This is a genomic window from Caballeronia sp. INML1, from assembly GCF_023631085.1.
Classification (GTDB): Bacteria; Pseudomonadota; Gammaproteobacteria; order Burkholderiales; family Burkholderiaceae; genus Caballeronia; species Caballeronia turbans.
Map to the genome: position 1 here is coordinate 13,796 of NZ_JALQDT010000056.1, position 16,828 is coordinate 30,623.

Annotated in this window: 15 protein-coding genes; 2 read left to right on the forward strand and 13 right to left on the reverse strand. The window is 62.0% G+C overall.

Annotated elements, in window-relative coordinates; genetic code table 11:
* Position 1 precedes the first annotated feature (1 nt).
* The 10 genes from NCR38_RS21055 to NCR38_RS21100 all read right to left on the reverse strand — a co-directional run bounded on the left by NCR38_RS21055 (position 2) and on the right by NCR38_RS21100 (position 9,922).
* Complete coding sequence (locus NCR38_RS21055; RefSeq protein WP_250477556.1) at positions 2 to 1,543, reverse strand: amidase; 1,542 nt, start codon at positions 1,541 to 1,543, stop codon at positions 2 to 4.
* Positions 1,544 to 1,567: 24 nt separating this feature from the next.
* Complete coding sequence (locus NCR38_RS21060) at positions 1,568 to 2,332, reverse strand: SDR family NAD(P)-dependent oxidoreductase (RefSeq protein WP_061121453.1); 765 nt, start codon at positions 2,330 to 2,332, stop codon at positions 1,568 to 1,570.
* A 45-nt stretch (positions 2,333 to 2,377) separates the two neighbouring features.
* Positions 2,378 to 3,028 (reverse strand): ANTAR domain-containing response regulator, encoded by a 651-nt coding sequence (locus tag NCR38_RS21065; RefSeq protein WP_061121452.1) that lies wholly within the window; start codon positions 3,026 to 3,028, stop codon positions 2,378 to 2,380.
* 1 nt (position 3,029) lies between these two features.
* The gene (locus NCR38_RS21070; protein WP_061121451.1) at positions 3,030 to 4,184 is read right to left on the reverse strand and encodes a transporter substrate-binding domain-containing protein; all 1,155 of its coding nucleotides are present in this window, start codon (positions 4,182 to 4,184) and stop codon (positions 3,030 to 3,032) included.
* Positions 4,185 to 4,265: 81 nt separating this feature from the next.
* The gene (locus tag NCR38_RS21075) at positions 4,266 to 5,252 is read right to left on the reverse strand and encodes an acetamidase/formamidase family protein (protein WP_061121450.1); all 987 of its coding nucleotides are present in this window, start codon (positions 5,250 to 5,252) and stop codon (positions 4,266 to 4,268) included.
* Positions 5,253 to 5,265: 13 nt separating this feature from the next.
* Positions 5,266 to 5,973 (reverse strand): ABC transporter ATP-binding protein, encoded by a 708-nt coding sequence (locus tag NCR38_RS21080; RefSeq protein ID WP_250477557.1) that lies wholly within the window; start codon positions 5,971 to 5,973, stop codon positions 5,266 to 5,268.
* Positions 5,970 to 6,680 carry an ABC transporter ATP-binding protein gene (locus NCR38_RS21085; RefSeq protein ID WP_061121448.1) on the reverse strand — a complete coding sequence of 237 codons (711 nt, stop codon included), beginning with the start codon at positions 6,678 to 6,680 and terminating at the stop codon, positions 5,970 to 5,972. The genes NCR38_RS21080 and NCR38_RS21085 overlap by 4 nt, the downstream gene beginning before the upstream one ends.
* Positions 6,677 to 7,747: an ABC transporter permease subunit gene (locus NCR38_RS21090; protein WP_061121447.1), complete on the reverse strand. Its 1,071-nt coding sequence runs from the start codon at positions 7,745 to 7,747 to the stop codon at positions 6,677 to 6,679. Before NCR38_RS21090 ends, NCR38_RS21085 begins: the two co-directional genes overlap by 4 nt.
* A 9-nt stretch (positions 7,748 to 7,756) precedes the next feature.
* Positions 7,757 to 8,626, reverse strand: a complete 870-nt coding sequence (locus NCR38_RS21095) for an ABC transporter permease subunit (protein ID WP_061121446.1) — start codon at positions 8,624 to 8,626, stop codon at positions 7,757 to 7,759.
* A gap of 60 nt (positions 8,627 to 8,686) precedes the next feature.
* Positions 8,687 to 9,922 (reverse strand): urea ABC transporter substrate-binding protein, encoded by a 1,236-nt coding sequence (locus NCR38_RS21100; RefSeq protein WP_061121445.1) that lies wholly within the window; start codon positions 9,920 to 9,922, stop codon positions 8,687 to 8,689.
* 615 nt (positions 9,923 to 10,537) lie between these two features.
* Between NCR38_RS21100 and NCR38_RS21105 the strand changes: the two genes are divergently transcribed.
* Both NCR38_RS21105 and NCR38_RS21110 read left to right on the forward strand, forming a co-directional pair.
* Positions 10,538 to 11,464 carry an aldo/keto reductase family oxidoreductase gene (locus NCR38_RS21105; protein WP_086961581.1) on the forward strand — a complete coding sequence of 309 codons (927 nt, stop codon included), beginning with the start codon at positions 10,538 to 10,540 and terminating at the stop codon, positions 11,462 to 11,464.
* A 167-nt stretch (positions 11,465 to 11,631) separates the two neighbouring features.
* Entirely contained in the window at positions 11,632 to 13,239 is a 1,608-nt protein-coding gene (locus NCR38_RS21110; RefSeq protein WP_061121442.1) for an acyl CoA:acetate/3-ketoacid CoA transferase, read from the forward strand.
* A 290-nt stretch (positions 13,240 to 13,529) separates the two neighbouring features.
* On the opposite strand, the gene NCR38_RS21115 is transcribed toward NCR38_RS21110, so the two are convergent.
* The 3 genes from NCR38_RS21115 to NCR38_RS21125 are packed head-to-tail and all read right to left on the reverse strand — an operon-like array spanning position 13,530 to position 16,792.
* Positions 13,530 to 14,345 carry an IclR family transcriptional regulator gene (locus tag NCR38_RS21115; RefSeq protein WP_061121441.1) on the reverse strand — a complete coding sequence of 272 codons (816 nt, stop codon included), beginning with the start codon at positions 14,343 to 14,345 and terminating at the stop codon, positions 13,530 to 13,532.
* Positions 14,346 to 14,369: 24 nt separating this feature from the next.
* Entirely contained in the window at positions 14,370 to 15,173 is an 804-nt protein-coding gene (locus NCR38_RS21120) for a shikimate dehydrogenase (RefSeq protein WP_061121440.1), read from the reverse strand.
* Positions 15,170 to 16,792, reverse strand: a complete 1,623-nt coding sequence (locus NCR38_RS21125) for an acyl CoA:acetate/3-ketoacid CoA transferase (RefSeq protein WP_250477559.1) — start codon at positions 16,790 to 16,792, stop codon at positions 15,170 to 15,172. Before NCR38_RS21125 ends, NCR38_RS21120 begins: the two co-directional genes overlap by 4 nt.
* Positions 16,793 to 16,828 lie beyond the last annotated feature (36 nt).

Consider the following 16,828-nt stretch of genomic DNA (forward strand, 5'->3'; position numbering starts at 1 on the left):
GTCAATCGACCCTGCGCACCTTCCGGCGCCCCGTGCCGCACTCATACGCGTACGCATAGCCGAGCAACGCGGCCTCATCCCACTGCCGTCCGACGAAGATCAGCCCGAACGGGGAGCCCGACCGATAGTAGCCCGCCGGCACTGCGATGCCCGGCAGACCCGCGATATTGATCTCGCCGACCGTCGTCTCCTGGATGAGGTCCTTGCCGTGAAGCGGCGGAAGCTCGCATCGCATCTGCGGAAAGACGAGCGCGTCGAGCCGATGCGTGCTCATCACCCTATTGAAGATCGTCAGATAGCGCGCCTTCAGTTCGATGAATTCGGGCATCTCGGGCGGCAGCGACGGATCGGCCAGCGCCGAGCGGAAATCCGCGAGGCTATGCAGATAGCCAAGCACGCCTTCGGGGCCGAATGCATCGTCGTCCCTCGTCGCTTCGGCGAATTCCGCGAAGCTCTTGAGCGGCGCATGCTTGCCGAGCCGTTGCAGATACTTCTCGAGATCGTACGGAATGGATTCGAGACCGCGCGCATCGAAATGCTCCAGCGGCGGCGTCGGCTTCCTCAAGTCGGCGAAACCGGAGCCCGAGAAAGGATCGTCCATCAGGACCGCGCCCAGCCGCGTCAACTCATTCTTCACGCGCTCGTACAGCGCGGCGGCTTCATCCGAAAGCGGCTGCGTGCGCCATCCGGGGCCGTATAAGCCGATACGCTTGCCCTTCAACGCGTCCGGCTTCAGCGCCGACGCATAACCGCTCTCCGGTTGACGGCCGACGCTGGCGAGCGTCTTCGGATCTTCGCTCGAATAGCCGGCAAGCGCGTCGAGGCACAGCGCCGCATCCCGCACATTACGCGCAATCGGTCCCACGACGTCGCGATTACCGGACAGCGGAACGACGCCCGCGTTCGGCACGAGCCCGATGGTCGGTTTGATGCCGACGAGATCCTGCGCCGAAGCCGGGTTCTGGATCGATCCGCCGGTCTCCTCGGCGAGTCCGAGCACCGCCATGCCCGACGCCACCGCCGCTGCCGTCCCAGCGCTGCTGCCGCCCGGCACGCGGTCGGGCATTGACACATTTATGGTCGGCCCGGCCCAGCTATCGTTCGCATGCGATCCGGTGTGACTCAGAATCGGCACGTTCGTCTTCCCGAGCAGGATCGCGCCCGCGCGCCGCATGCGCGCAACGACCGGCGCATCGCGCTCGGGCATCAGATCGATGCCGCCCCGCTTGCTGTACAGCTTCGCCCATCCCGCCGTGGTCGGAAAGCCGACCATGTCCATCGGATCCTTGATGACCACCGGCACGCCCGCGAGCGGCCCCAGGGATTCACCGGCAGCACGCCGTTCGTCGATTCTGCGCGCATCGTCGATTGCATCCGGGTTCAGGAAGATCAGCGCGTTGTACTTCACGTTGTCGCGCTCGATTCTGTCGAAGCAGGCACGCGTCAGTTGCTCGGCCGTAAACGTGCCCGCCCGAAAACCCGCCTGCACGGCGTCGACCGTGAGAGCGTCCAGATCGATGTCCTTTGCACTGCCCTGTTCCATTCGATGCTCCTGTTGAATTGCCGCTCAAAGCTGCACGCCGCGCGTGAGCGCACCATCGACGACGAAGTTCGCCCCGCTCACGAAGCTTGCCGCCGGACTCGCGATAAACGCCACCGCGTTGGCGATTTCCTGCGGCCGGCCCATGCGTCCGGTCGGATTCAATGCGAGCGCGCGTTCGAACAGCGCTGCATCGTTATGTTCGATCCAGTCCCATACGCCGCCCTCGAAATACACGTTGCCCGGCGACACAGTATTCGCTCGGATGCCCTTCGACGCGAGTTGATTCGCGAGCCCCTGCATGTAGTGAACGAGCGCGGCCTTGAATACGCCGTACGGCCCCGCCGCGAAGTCGATCTCGCGTCCCGACACGCTGGATATCGCGACGATCGAAGCGGCCCGGCTCGCCTCGAGAAACGGCATGGCGGCATCGACGAGATTGACCGTTCCGAGCAGGTCCGTCTCGAATTCCTTGCGCCACGATCCGATGTCGTTGCCGATCGCAAGCGCACTCACGTTGGCCACGATGATGTCGAGCCCGCCCCACTGCGCACCGACACGCGCGACCCACGCCTTGAGCGCATCGCCGTCCGATACATCGATGGCCGCGCCCGATGCCCGTGCGCCGCTCAGTTCGGCGAGCACGCTCGCGGTCGCTTCGACGGCGGCTTCGTCGCGCGCGCAGATAGCCACATCCGCGCCTTCCGCTGCCAATGTTCGTGCTATGGCAAGCCCGATGCCCTTGGTGCCGCCGGTGACGATCGCCTTCAAGCCTTTCAGTTGCAGGTCCATGTTTGCCGCTCCTGTGCGTGTCGATCAGAAAACGTGACGGCGCGCTCACTCTTTCTCGCGTCCGTCCCCGGATGTCATGCCGCGCGCAATCTGCAACACTTCGCCCGCCTGAATGACGGAATGACAGATGTCGTCGATGGTCACGCGCTTCTCCATCGCCTGGGCGCGCAGCATGTCGTATGCATCGCGCTCACTCACGCGATGCATGATCATCAGAATGTTTTTGGCTTCCTGCAGATGCCGGCTGTCGAGCAGTTTCTGTTCGAGCTTGGCGATGCGCTGCGCGTGCTGACGCGAACGCTTCGCGTGATGCAACGCCATCACCACGGTCGACAGCAATCCCGATGCGCGAATCGGCGTGGTGACGATGCCATCGGCGCCGAGCTTGATGGCCTGATCGATGAACGTCGGATTCTCATAGGCCACCACGCAGATCAAGGGCGGCGCATCCGGTCCGGACCATTCGCCCTTCGGCGCACGCTCTTCCGGCAGTAGCGCGCGAAACACGAGGTCGACGCATTCGGGCAGCGTGTCCGTCGGCGGCCAACATCGCTCCACCTGAAAGCCCATGCGCCGCAGATGGTTCGCGAGCGTTTGCCCGTCGTCGTCATCCGGATGGAAAACGACCACGCGCGCATTGCGCTCGAGGATCGAACTGGTGAGGCTTCGCTGGCCTCTGTCCGCGCGCGCGCTCACGTCAGTAATCCCGCGTGCTCAACTTCGTGACCCAGTCCCCGAGCGTCTGACGCGTCATGTACGGATCGGGGCCGACAGCGAACTTCGATTCGCGCAGGATGGTGAACTGGCCGTGCGCATTCGCCCGGCCGATGCGCGGATAAAGCGCCATGTGATGATTCACGGGATCGATGCGCACGCGGCCTTGCGGCGCGGTGAATTCCGAACCGAGCAGATGCGGCATGATGGTCGCAAGCTCGTCCGAGCCTGCGCGCGCGAATGCTTCGGCGAACATGTGCATCTGGTAATACGCAGCCTCCCAGTTCATGTCCGTGGGCGTATCCGTGCCGTAGCGCGACTGATGATGCGCGACCGCGCGATGATTCTCTTCGGTGTCGATGCTCTGGAAATAAGGCGCCGCCGTGATATGCCCCGCCGCGATGCCGCGTTCCATCGCGTGAATTTCGGTCTCGGAGGTATTGAGACTGCCGATGGGCATCGTGGCCGGATCGAAGCCGGCATGCGCATAGGCATCGTAGAGGTACGGCACGGTCTCCCCGATCACCGTGCAGAAGATCCAGTCCGGCGACTTGCGCCTGATGTCCGCAATGACGTGCGCGAACTGATCGCGCGTCGCATCGAGCGGCAGATACCGCTCGCCGAGAATCGCGCCTTCAGGATGCTGAAGCAGCAGTTCCTGCATCGTACGATTGCACTCGTACGGATAGACATAGCTCGAGCCGACGAAGTACACGCGCGCGCCGAACGTCTCGGTCATGAAGTCCGCGAGCTGCACACCATTCTGATTGGGCGACGCGCCGCTATAGATGATGTTGTCCGAATACTCGAAGCCCTCGTACATCTGCGCGTAGATCAGCAGACGGTTGTGCTTTTCGACGACGGGCAGCATCGCCTTGCGACTGGTCGACGTATAGCCGCCGAAGATGGTATTGACGCCGTCCTTCACGATCAGCCGCTCCGCAAGCTCACGAAACGACACCGGATCGGAGCCGGGATCGTAATGAAGGACGACGAGTTCGCGTCCGTCGATACCGCCGCGCGCATTGATTTCCTCGACAGCGAGGCAGGCGCCGCGCCACTGAGACTGCTCCAGCAACGCGGTCGAACCGCGCGTCGAGCACAGCAGGCCCACTTTGATGGGGTCGGACAAAGCCATTTCGTGACACGCTCTCTAATGCGCGCGAAGCGGTCCCTCCGCGCTTTGGTCGTCTCTGCTTCTATTCGTCTGACAGATGTTTTACTTGAGGTAGTGCTTGGCGACCATCGCGCCAACCGTGTATTTTGGATCGACAAAATTGCCGAGGCGAACGCGCCCGACCTGACTCAGCATCATGTACGCGTCCCACTTGTCGAAGCCATACTCGGCGGCCATCCATAGCACGAGTTCGCGATAGGCGATGCGCGTCGCATCCTCAAGCGGCCGCGCGCTGCCGATGCTCATCAGCGCATCCTCGTTTTCGAGCCGCGGCCAGTCGATCTTCCATCCTTTGATGAGATCGACGCGAACGGTCGTCGTGCTTTGATACTCCACTGCCGTGCCGCACACTTCGCCGTCGCCCTGACAGGCATGCGCATCGCCGATAAAGAGACGCCCGCCGGGCGAGCGAACCGGCAGATACGTGATGCTCCCCGGCCCCATGTCCGGCACATCCATGTTGCCGCCGTGATTGTCGGGCGTGAGCGAATTGATCGAATCTATTTCCGGCGAAAGACTCAACGTGCCGATATGCGGCTTATACGGCAACGTGTTGCGCTTGCTCCAGTACACGTTCTCTTCGTCGATCCTGATCTTGCGCACGACTTCCGGCAAAGGCTCGTTGAGCAGCGCGGTGTAGTCGGTGCCCGTCAGTCCGCCGAAGTTCGGAATCATGCAGCAGAAGCCGTGCGGATCGTCGCCGCGCGGCGCCATCTTCTCGATGTACACCGCGACCACATCGCCCTTCTCCGCGCCTTCGATCATGATCGGCCCGTTCTGCGGATTGAGAAACGGCACCTGGAGCACCTGAGAGGGCTTGTCGGTCTCCTCCCTGATCTTGCCTTCGAAGGCATCGCGCGTTTCCACCACGACGCGATCCCCGGGCTTCACGTGCAGCACCGGCTGCGAATACGGCCCGATGGTGTAGTGATATGTCTTCTGCTTCTCTTCGGTGAGGTGATGCTCCACCGGTTCCCGATCCGCGCCGACACCGCGCTTCATCATGATCGATTCTTCAAGCCATTTCATGTTCCGCTCTCCGTCACAGTGCCAGATACTGGCGAATCAGTTGCTCGTCTCCGAGTTGCGCGGGGCTCAATGTTTCGACGATACGGCCCTTGTCCATCACGCAGCAGCGTGTCGCGATACGCTCGACCATGCCCATGTCCTGCTCGACGAGCACCACGCCGATGCCCGTCTCGCACGCGATCTGCTGCAGCGTCTCGCCGATCAGATCGACGATCGACGGCTGTATGCCTTCCGAGGGTTCATCGAGCAACAGCACCTTGGGCGCGCTGATGAGCGCGCGCGCAATGGCGAGTTGCTGCTGTTCCCCGCCGCTCATGGTCCCGGCCTTCTGCGTGTAGCGTTTCTTCAGGATAGGAAAATAGCCGACGACCTGCTCGCGCATCTGCGCTGCCTGCGCGCGATTCGCCTGCGCGCCGACCTGCAGGTTTTCGGCGACCGTCAGCGCGCCGAATATCTCGCGGCCTTGCGGCACGTAGCCCATGCCTTTCTGCGCGCGAACGTACGGTTTCTCGTGGCCGATCGCTTCGCCGTCGAGCCTGATTTCACCGGCATCGAGTTTGACGAGACCGATCAGCGCGCGCATCAGCGTGGTCTTGCCGACGCCATTGCGCCCGATCAGCGCCAGCACCTCGCCTCGCCCGATGCCGACCGATACGCCGTTGAGCACCCGGCCGCCGCCATATCCCGCTTCCACGCCTGACACCTCGAGCAACGCGCTCATTTCTTCTTCCCCAGATAGACTTCCGCGACATCGTCGCGCGCGAGGATGTCTTCGAGCGGCCCGTCCGCGAGCAGGCTTCCGCCGTGCAGGACCGTCACGCGCGACGCGATCTGCTTGACGAAGGTCATGTCGTGCTCGACCACCATCATCGTAAGACCGGCCGCCGACAGACGCTTGATCAGCTCGCCCGTCGCGTGCGTTTCCTCCACCGACATACCCGCCACGGGTTCATCGAGAAACAGCAGTTTCGGCCGCAGCGACACGGCCATCGCGATTTCGAGCCACTGCTTCTTGCCGTGTGACAGATTGCGCGCGAGCACGTGCTCTTCGTTTTCCAGCATGAAGCGTTGCAGCAATTCGTCGAGGCTTTCGGGGCGATCGTCCTTTGCGCGATGCAGCGACAGTGTCAGATGCTGGCGCACGTTCAGGTCCGGGAACACGCCGGGAATCTGGAACTTAATGCTCATGCCCATGCGGATGCGCTCGTGCGGGAGCACATGGCTCATGTCCTGGCCAAGAAACATCACGCTGCCTTCCGAGGGACGATGCTCGCCCGTGATGAGCTTGAAGAACGTGCTCTTGCCCGCGCCGTTCGGCCCGATCACGCAGCGAATCTCGCCCGCGTCGATCCTGAAGTCGATACCGTTGATGACGTGCGCGCCGCCGAAGTGCTTCTTGAGTCCGCGCGTTTCGAGTAGCGTCGTCATGACTTCCCCTCCTCTCGCTTGAGACACGCGCCACCGTGGCGGGTGCCGTCGCTCGTGCGGCTGGAGAAACGTTTGAGCTGCCGCGTGACGAAGGGCAGCAGGCCTTCGGGCGCGGCCAGCACGACGATCAGCAGGATCGCCCCTAGCAGGATCAACGCGTACTGGCTGCCGTACACCGCGAGATTCTGCGAGAGCCAGACGAGCAACGCGGTGCCGAGAATGGTTCCGCCGATGCTCTTGCGGCCCGACGTCGCGACCCAGATGACCGGCATCGCGGCGGCCGTGAGACCCATCGTCGATGGTGTGATGTAGGCGCCCCAGATGGTGTACAGCGCGCCCGACACGCCACCCAGCGTGCAACCGAGCACGAACACGAGCAATTGATGACGGCGAATATCGACGCCCAGCATCTCCGCACGTTGCGGGTTCTCGCGGATCGCGATGAGCGTGAGACCGAAAGGGCCGTCGAGCAGCTTGCGCATGACGGCGTACACCGCGATCAGCAGGATCAGCACGAGGTAATAGAAGCTCGCGTTCTCCAGCGTGAGCGGTCCGCCCGGCCAGGGAATCGTCAGCGGCGACATGCCGCCCATGCCGTTGTAGCCGTTGAGCCGCGCCTCGCCGATCGCCCACTGCGGCCCGGCCGTCTGCGACATGAAGGTCTCGAGCACGAGCGTCACCGAAAGCGTGACGATGCCGATGAACACGCCCTTGATGCGGCCATAGAAGATCATGTATCCGATCAGCGTCGCGACCGCGACGCTCACCGCCAGCCCCGCGCCGAGACCGAGCCACGACTCGAACCACGTGTCGTTGTAGTTCAGCGTGAAGATGCCGTAGCTATATCCCGACAGCCCGAAGAAGGCCGTCTGTCCGAACGACAGGATGCCGCCATAGCCCCACATCGCCGCAAGGCCGACCGCGCTGAATGCCCATAGCAGGCAGTACGCGAGATTGCCGCTGGTGTTCGCATCGACGACGAGCGGCAGACACAGCGCAATGAGCCACGGCACGGTTTGCAGCGCACGCGGGCAAGCGCTCATGGATGGCATTTTCGTTTGCTTCACGTCTGCCTCCTAGCGCAAGCGGGTGAAGAGATTACCGAGGCCTTGCGGCATCAGCCGGATCACGACGATGACCGTCACCAGCAGGCCGATCTGCCCGAACAGTTGCCCGTAAGACGCCGTGAGCCCCGTCTGGATGATGGCGAGCACGCCAGCGGCTGGTGTCGTACCGGCGATCACGTTCGCGCCGCCGACCACCACCGAAACGAAAGCCTGCACGATGAAGTTACTGCCCATCGTCGGCACCGCCGTCATCGTCGGGGCGTAGAGCGCGCCGGTGAGACCCGCGAGCCCTGCGCCGAGCGCGAAGGTCAGCGTGTAGAGCCGGTCCGTGCGCAGGCCGAGGCATTGCGCGATATTCGCGTTCTGGATCGTTGCGCGTGCGCAGACGCCGTAATTCGTCTTGAAGAACAGCAGATAGAGGCCGAAAAGAATCGCCAGCGCAATGAGCGGCAGCACGGCGCGATAAGTCGAAAACGAATAATCGCCGAGCGAGAACGAGCCGAACGGCGTGCCGATGCCTTCGATGGATGGACCGGCGACGAGCAGCATCGTCTGCTGCACGATGAGGCTGATCGCCCATGTCGCCACGACGGAATCGAACAGCCGGTCGTAGAGGTGACGGATCACGAGCCTTTCGACGATCACGCCCGCGAGCGCCGCGGCGATCGCGCCGAGCAGCATGGCGAGCGGCAGCGGCACGCCGCGCTTCGCCGCGATGATGGTGACGTACGCCCCGCACATGATGAACTCGCCGTGCGCGAGATTGATGACGCCCATCATGCCAAAGATCACCGCGAGACCGAGCGCCGCGAGCACCAGATAGGCGAAGTTGTCGCCGAACTGATAAACGAGCGAATAGACATTCGGTAGAGTGGCCATGCATCCTCCACGTTCAGGAGGCCGGCGCCCTGCGTCTGTCGAACGCGCGCCGGCCTCGGATCAGGACTTCTTGGGAAGATTCGACGGCGTGTACTGACGGTGATCGGGCTTGTTCGGCAGATCGCATCCGACCTTTCCGAGCCAGTACGGCTGGACGTCGTCCCACACCTTCGGAATGTCTACGGAGTGATCTTCCTTCACGTGCACCAGATAGATCGTGTGGCTCGCGTGGTGGCTCTTCGGATCGATGCAGACCTTGCCCTGCGCGCCCGTCGTGCAGATGTCGCCGCTTTCCAGCGCCTTGCGCACCGCATCCTGACTCGTCGACTTCGCCTTTTCCACGGCCGCCTTGTAGAGGTAGATGGCGTCGTAGGCGTTCGCCGCTTCCTGGTTGATGTACGGCTCGTTCGGGAACTTGGCGTGAAAGCGCTTCTTGAAGTCGTTGCTCGCCGGTGAATCCACTTCTTCGACGTAATTCGCGGTCACGTACATGTCCTTGAGCGCGGGCGGTTTGAAGCGCTTGTGCTCGTATGCCTGACCGACGTTGACCGAACTCGCCATCGGAAGGTTCAGATGCGCCGACGCCTGTTGCTCGTAGTACGAGGCCTGATTCGCGCCGACCAGCAGCGTGACCACGAAGTCGGGCTTTGCCTTTTGAATGTTCTGGATCGTCTGGCCGAACTGCGACACGGACAGCGGAATGAATTCCTCACCAGCCATCGTGCCGCCGTTTTCCTTGACGATATTGCGCACCCATTCCGCCGAAATCTGCCCGAAGTTGTAGTCGGCTGCGATCGTGTACACCTTCTTGCCGTACTTCTGCATCATCCATGGAATGAGTGTCGAGAATTGCTGCTCGGGCACCGCGCCGGTGACGAAAGTGTTCGTATCGCAGACGCCGCCTTCGTACTGGTTGTCGTACCAGTAAAGCTGATGGGCACGGTCCATGATGGGCCGAATCGCTTCGCGCGAGGCGCTGGAGAACGCGCCGAAGATGACATCGGGCTTGTCCGTCTGGACGAGGCGCCGCGCGAGTTCCTGAAACTTGGTGTTGTCCGACTGCGTGTCGTACGCGATCAGCGTCACCGGACGTCCGAGAATGCCGCCCTTCGCGTTGATTTCATCGACCGCGAGTTGTGTGGCGTGGATCTTCGGAATGGTTGCCAGTGCGAAGTTTCCCGAAGCGTCCTCGAGCAAGCCGATTTTCACGGGATCGGCGGCGCTCGACGCGAGCGAAGTCACTGCAAGTCCTGCGGTGAGGGCGAGACGCATCCAGCCCGACGGCTTCAGCAACATGCGGGTTCTCCAGTGATGAGCGCTATAACAAGGGGGAAATTTCGGACAAAAAAAAGCCCCCTGACGAACCGTCGGTTCGTCAGGGGGCTTCTGTGCCGAGTCCTCGGGCGGACATCTTTGTCGGGCCTCGAGGAATGGGCCCAGTCTAAAGCGCCGTATTTTTGCTTGTCAACATTGATCAAAAATCTTCAGGCAGGCCATATTGGCGCATCACTCGAGCAACTGGCTTGTGATTGGCTGCAAGGCCGCGAGAAGCGAGCCATCCCCTGATGGAACGGGACGCGGGCCGCTGATAATCAATGAGCTCTCGCTGTCCCTCACGAAACGCAGGCGCGGCAATTTTTCAAGAAGGTCGATTTCCGTCGTCAGCTGCCCGACCTTTCTATCGAGCGTGGAAATCTTCGCCTCATGTGTCTCGATACCACGGCCCGATGGAGCCGGAGGATATCTGATACACCGGACGGCGAATGTAACCGGTATCATTTCGCGACACGATACACAGCGTCTGCTTGTAGGGAATCTCCCTACACAGCCCGTTTTCCAGCTTTGCATGAGCCACATTAAAGTAAGGTCCTATCCGGTTTCATCCTGAAACCGCACACACAAGGGGGTCAAATGAATGAAGAGGCAAGCGCACCTGCCGAGAAGCGAAGCCTGGACACACTGGCCGCTATCGGCTGTTCGAAGGTTGTAGCCGGATTGTGGCGCGTTCGCGAGTGGAACATGTCCGCCGCTCTACTGAAACGCTACGTGCAGGAAAGCATGACGCTGGGTGTCACGACGTTCGATCACGCCGACATCTATGGCGGCGGCGAAGTCGAAGCGCTTTTCGGCGATGCGCTGACGCAGACGCCGTCGTTACGCGACAGAATGCAGATCGTCAGCAAAGCGGGAATCAGGCCGCGCGGTTCCTCTGCGGGTGCCGTCCGGGTCAAACACTACGATACGAGTCGCGCCTATCTGCAAGCAGCAGTCGAACGCTCCTTGCAGCGTCTGAAGACCGATCATCTCGATCTGTTTCTCATTCATCGCCCGGACCATCTGGCGAACAACGACGAGATCGCCGACGCGGCAGAAAGCCTCATACGGCAGGGCAAAATTCGCGCGTTCGGCGTTTCGAATTTTACGACGCGACAGTTCGATTCGCTTCGCGCCAAAGTCCCGCTCGCGACCAACCAGATCGAGTTCTCCCCTTTCGAACTTCAGGCATTGGACGATGACGTTTTTACCGGGCTGTCATCGGCATCGGTGTCGCCGATGATCTGGTCCGCGCTCGGAGGCGGACGTCTTTTCTCCGAGACCGACGAACTCGCGCTCCTGCTTCGCCGCGAGTTGACTACATTGGCGGAGAAATACAACGCATCCTCCTGGGTTTCGATCGTCTATGCGTGGATCTTCACGCTCCCCTGTGCGCCCTACCTGCTCGTGGGTAGCCGACGCGTGGAGTCGTTGCAGCAGGCGCTTGAGGGTCTTCGCATCGGGTTGAGTCGCGAAGACTGGTACGCAATCCTCGAAGCCGCGCGCGGGAAACCTGTTCCATAAGACATCGGTGCCGGCAAGAAACCAGCGCTGTTACGGCCTCAAATCGCTACAGAAATGCCAAACCCGAGATTACCCCGATGGAGCGTCATCAACAGTGAGACCATAATGAGACCGGTTACATTGTTTAGGGCAGGTCCGCCCGCCCTTGGTCCGAACCGAGAAACACCATGCAACGAATCACCCCTGACGAAGCAGCGAGCCTGGTGCGTACGGGCGACACTCTCCTGATCAGCGGATCGGGCGCCGGGCATGCCGTACCCGAGGCATTGCTCGCGGCAGTCGGACAGCGGTTCCGCAACGAACAACAGCCGCGCGGCCTGACATCGATCAGCGTAGTAGGAATCGGAGACCGTATCTCGCTGGGCGCCGATCATCTCGCACAGGTCGGGCTGATCAAGCGCGCCATATCGGGCGCGCTCATCGATTCGCCGGGCCTGTTGAAGATGGCTGCAAACGATCTGATCGAGGCCTACACGCTGCCGCAGGGCGTCCTCTCGCAGCTTATGCGCGAACTGGCCGGCGGACGGCCGGGATTGATCACGAAAACGGGCTTGCATACCTTCATCGATCCTCGCCAGCGAGGTGGCCGACAAAGTCCGAGGACGGAAGAACAACTCGTCGAACTCATTCACCTCGACGGCGAAGAGTGGCTCCGCTTCAAACCGCTTCCCATCGATGTTGCGTTTCTCCGTGGCACCACAGCCGACGAGGACGGCAATATCACCATGGAACAGGAGGCCGTGCTGGGCGAAATGCTCGCCATGGCACAGGCAACGCGCCGTGCTGGAGGCGTGGTCGTCGTGCAGGTAAAAAGAATGGCACGCAGCGGCACGTTGCCGCCCAAACACGTCAAGATTCCGGGCATTCTGGTGGATTTCGTCGTGGTCGAGGCCGAACAGCGACAGACCTACGCCACCTACTACGATCCGAGTTATTCGGGCGAATTGCGCGTGCCAGTTGCCGAGATCAAGCCCATTGCGTTCGGCCCGCGCAAAGTAATCGTGAGACGGGCGGCGATGGAACTGTATCCGTCCGCTATTTGCAATCTCGGCGCCGGAGTCTCGACGGGCTTGTCGACCGTCGCAGCCGAAGAAGGATTGCTCGATGCCGTCGTGCTGACGAATGAACAAGGGCTGATTGGAGGCGCGCCCATCACGGGCCGTGACTCGGGCGGAGCGCAGAACTTCGCCGCCATGATCGAGCAGACGTCACAGTTCGATTTCTACGATGGCGGTGGCCTCGACCTCGCCTTTCTCTCCTTTGCGGAAGTGGATGCGCAAGGTAACGTCAATATCAGCCGCTTCGGCGACAAGATCGTCGGGGTGGGAGGCTTCGTCAATATCAGTCAAAACGCGAAACGCGTGATTTTCAGCGGCACCTTCACGGCCGGCGGTCTGGAAGTGCAATGGACGCATGGCCGCGCGACTGTCATTCGGGAAGGTCAGCATCGCAAGTTCGTGAGCGCGCTCGAGCAAATTTCCTATAGCGCTGCATTCGCCAGACAACGCGGAAACTCCGCTTTGTTCGTGACGGAGCGGGCCGTGTTCCGGGCTGGAGAGGCGGGGCTTGAACTGGTCGAAATTGCGCCGGGCATCGATCTCGAGCGCGATATCTTCGGGCAAATGGCATTCAGGACGCCCGTCGCTTCGGATGTGCGGGAAATGGACGTCCGACTCTTCGGCACGGGCCTCATGGGTCTCGCCGAGGACATGTCACGTAAGGAGCGACGCTATCGCTCCGAGCGGGTTGCCGAATGGTCCCGCACGCATGGCTGACAGGTTCGCCAACTTTCACGCTTCAGCGGAAGTTGTCTCGAGACGATCATTGAAATCGGGTAAGGCGCGTGATCAAGTCCATTGAAGCCCTAAACGTTAAGCCTTTAGGGGTTGCGGGCGTGAGGAAGAACTCGCGAAGGCCGTTGTGTCGCTGGCAACGGGATGTCTTCCGTTCAGTACAGGAGAGGCCATTCATATCGATGGCGGGCTTCACATCCATCGTGTCTGACTTGTTCGCAGCATGACCGGATTGGCGGCTTCTTAGCCTAGACCCGTGGGCTTCCGCTAGCTCACGCAGCGATCATATTGCTCGCGGTCGCCAACTTGCTGGAACGCGTACGCAGCGGCCAGAAGGACGCCAGTTCCGTCGCGGCCTGCATGACCAACGGCGCCATCTCGGCGATACGGCTTTCCGTCATGCGCGCGCTCGGTCCCGCCACGCTGACGACGCCCAGCGCCGGGCCGCCGCTCGGTGGACGAATGGCCGCCGCTATCGCGCTCACGCCCGGCTCGCCTTCGTTCAGCGCGATACCGTATCCGCGATTCCTCGTCGCCTCGATCTCTTGCAGAAGCGCGTCCAGCGAACGGATGACGTTCGGGCCGTACTTCTCGGCATCGCCGAATCCCACACGCAGCACATTCTCCGCCGCTTGCTCGGTGGCCAAGGTAGCGAGCCATGCCTTGCCCGTGGCCGTCGCGTGCAGCGGCACGGTGTTGCTGCCCAGCGTGGGTTGATAAAGCAGGCCGCCCGTTGCGCCCTGCGCGTGCGCGACCCATGTCAACGAGGACCCGTCGACCACCGCCAGTCGCACAAACTCGCGGGACTGGCCCGCGAGACGATCGACCAGCGGCTGGCAGATATCCGGGATGCCTGTGGCGACGAAAAATCGCTGCCCCAGGATGGCGAGCCGCATCGAGAGTCGATAAAAACCGGTCTCCGCGTCCTGTTCGGCCCATCCGAGATCGACCAGAGTCGCGAGCAATCGATGGGCACCACTCTTCGGCAGATCCAGTCGCGTTGCGATCTCACCGAGCGGCATCGTAACAGCACCGTCCGCGAGCAATTCGATGATGTCAAGGCAGCGCTCTGCGGGAATATGAGCCATAAGATTACCGGTCAAAAAAAGAAACTACGTGCGTGCGACGAAGAAGTTCATGATGGCGTCGATCTGGCCGGAATGCATATCCCGGCCATCCGCCCACTGACAGCCATGATCGAGCGCCGCCTGAATGAAGGCGGTCGGCGACGAGGACAAGACGACATCGCCCATCAACGTGTCTGAAGTCACCGCACCCGGATCGCCCGGCAGGCCGTCGCCCGAACGCATGCCCACAGGCGACGCATTCACGATCATGTCGATATCGCTACGATCGTCGCTTGCGGTCTGCACATCGCACTCGGGAAACACCTTCGCCAACGACGCAATGAGCGATTGCGTCTGCCGCGGGTCCAGATTGACGATCCGAATCGATTGCACGCCGGCGTTTGCGAGCGCGCATGCGATAGCGCTTCCCGCCCCGCCCGCGCCAAACTGCAGCACGCGCCGGCCGCGAACGCGCGCGCCCTTCGCAAGAAGACCTCGAACGAAGCCTTCGCCGTCGAACATGTCGCCTGTCCAGGAACCGTCGGCCTCGCGCCGCAACGCATTGACGGCGCCAATGCAGGAGGCCGTCGGGCCGAGGCGGTCCGCGAATGCCGCCACGCGCGCTTTCAAGGGCGCCGTGACAAGGAAGCCATCGAGGTTGCCCAGAGCCATCAACGCGGGAATGATCTCCGCACATCGGTCAGCGGGCACTTGCATCGGAACCAGAACGGCGTCGATGCCTGCGGCCGCGAACTGCTCGGTGTACACCTGCGGCGAGCGCACCTGAACAATCGGATCCCCGACGATGCAAAACAACCGGGTCTTTCCCGTGATGGTAGGCGCGCTCATCGCTGGGCGCCTCCAGCGCGGGAATTATGCCATTTCGCAACGCGCTCGGATCGGTAGCGCCTTGCCTTGCCATGTACGTCCGCGCCAAGCCCCATGAGAGCGGGATTGAAGATTCGCGCGTCCATTTCCTTGAGCACCTTCGACACAGCCGGTCTGAATCCCATGTGCGCAATCACGTCGCGTTCCACATCGACGCCCGGTGCAATCTCGATCAGCTCGAGCCCATGCTCGCCGATCGTGAATACCGCGCGTTCGGTGACGAAGAAAGCAGTTTGACCCTTCGCGCGCGCCATCGACGCGCTGTAGCAGATCTGCTCGAGCTTCGGCACGAATTTCTGATGCCGCCCCTCCTGCCTGATGATCGTGCGGCCCTGCTCCCAACCCACGTCGAGATCTCCTGCGGTCAAGGTGCCGCTGAAGACCATGCATCGGGCGTTCGCACTGATATTGATGAAGCCGCCCACGCCGATGATCTTGTCGCCGAATCGGGACACGTTGACATTGCCCTGCGCATCGACCTCTGCGAACGAAAGGAACGCGACGTCGAGTCCGCCGCCATCGTAGAAATCGAACTGCGCGGGCTGCTCGATCATGGCGGCGAAATTCTGGCCGCCCCCGGAATCCCTTCCGGTGATTGGTGCGCCGCCGATGATCCCCTGTTCGTTGGTCAGATAAACCGCGTCGAGCAAACCTTCCTCGGCGGCCACGGTGGACAGGCCCGTCGAAATTCCCGCGCCGAGATTGCAGATCGCGCCCGGGAAAAGCTCCATCGCTGCGCGTCTGACAATGACTTTACGGGCGCCGAACGGCAAAGGCTTGATGCCTTCCACCGGAATCCGCAGTTCGCCGGAGTAGCTCGGGTCATAGTACGTCGCGTAGGTCTGCCGCTGCTCGGCATGCACGACCACGAAATCCACCAGAATGCCGGGGATTTTCACCTGCTTGGCCGGCAAGGTTCCGCGCTTGGCCATCCGCTTGACCTGAACCACGACGATGCCGCCCGCGCGGCGCGTCGCCTGCGCCATGGCGAGCATTTCGCCGAGGACCGCTTCCTCCTCCATCGTGACATTACCGTCTTCATCTGCCGTCGTCCCGCGAAGGAATGCGACGTTGACCGGCACGGGCTTGAAGAAGAGCCACTCCTCGCCCGCGAGATCGACGACTTCGACGAAGTCCTCCGGCGTACACGGGCTCTGTCGCGCACCTTGCTGGCGCGGATCGACAAACGTATGGAGTCCCGTCTTGGTCAGGAGCCCGGGGCGCCCGGCGGCCATGTCGCGCATCAACTGCGAGAGGACGCCTTGAGGAAGCGTGTAGGCTTCGATCTTGTTTTCGGCGGCCAAATGCACCAGTCCGGGCGAGTCGACCAGCGCGCTCGTGATCGCACGACGCAACAAGCCCTCGTGCGCCAGATGGCTTGCGCCCAGCGCCGCGCGGTCTCCCACGCCCACTACGCTCACGGACGTGAGTCCCTGCGGCTTGCGTTCTTCGAGAAAGCGCCGCTCCACGGCTGCAAGCAACGCCTCCGGCACCGAATGCCCCCCGCCCGATCCGCTGATGAGGATCGCGTCCCCGTCCTCGATCAGCTTCGCCGCTTCATCTGCAGTTATTCTTTCCATGATCCGCCCAGTCTTTCGTGGTCACTCGACGTGCGC

What these genes read in the sequence shown, in the direction of transcription:
- NCR38_RS21070 (WP_061121451.1), bottom strand. Translation starts at nt 4,184, where the DNA reads ATGGCTTTGTCCGACCCCATCAAAGTGGGCCTGCTGTGCTCGACGCGC.
- NCR38_RS21125 (WP_250477559.1), bottom strand. Translation starts at nt 16,792, where the DNA reads ATGGAAAGAATAACTGCAGATGAAGCGGCGAAGCTGATCGAGGACGGG.
- NCR38_RS21115 (WP_061121441.1), bottom strand. Translation starts at nt 14,345, where the DNA reads ATGGCTCATATTCCCGCAGAGCGCTGCCTTGACATCATCGAATTGCTC.
- NCR38_RS21095 (WP_061121446.1), bottom strand. Translation starts at nt 8,626, where the DNA reads ATGGCCACTCTACCGAATGTCTATTCGCTCGTTTATCAGTTCGGCGAC.
- NCR38_RS21110 (WP_061121442.1), top strand. Translation starts at nt 11,632, where the DNA reads ATGCAACGAATCACCCCTGACGAAGCAGCGAGCCTGGTGCGTACGGGC.
- NCR38_RS21055 (WP_250477556.1), bottom strand. Translation starts at nt 1,543, where the DNA reads ATGGAACAGGGCAGTGCAAAGGACATCGATCTGGACGCTCTCACGGTC.
- NCR38_RS21100 (WP_061121445.1), bottom strand. Translation starts at nt 9,922, where the DNA reads ATGTTGCTGAAGCCGTCGGGCTGGATGCGTCTCGCCCTCACCGCAGGA.
- NCR38_RS21060 (WP_061121453.1), bottom strand. Translation starts at nt 2,332, where the DNA reads ATGGACCTGCAACTGAAAGGCTTGAAGGCGATCGTCACCGGCGGCACC.
- NCR38_RS21075 (WP_061121450.1), bottom strand. Translation starts at nt 5,252, where the DNA reads ATGAAATGGCTTGAAGAATCGATCATGATGAAGCGCGGTGTCGGCGCG.
- NCR38_RS21085 (WP_061121448.1), bottom strand. Translation starts at nt 6,680, where the DNA reads ATGACGACGCTACTCGAAACGCGCGGACTCAAGAAGCACTTCGGCGGC.
- NCR38_RS21120 (WP_061121440.1), bottom strand. Translation starts at nt 15,173, where the DNA reads ATGAGCGCGCCTACCATCACGGGAAAGACCCGGTTGTTTTGCATCGTC.
- NCR38_RS21105 (WP_086961581.1), top strand. Translation starts at nt 10,538, where the DNA reads ATGAATGAAGAGGCAAGCGCACCTGCCGAGAAGCGAAGCCTGGACACA.
- NCR38_RS21080 (WP_250477557.1), bottom strand. Translation starts at nt 5,973, where the DNA reads ATGAGCGCGTTGCTCGAGGTGTCAGGCGTGGAAGCGGGATATGGCGGC.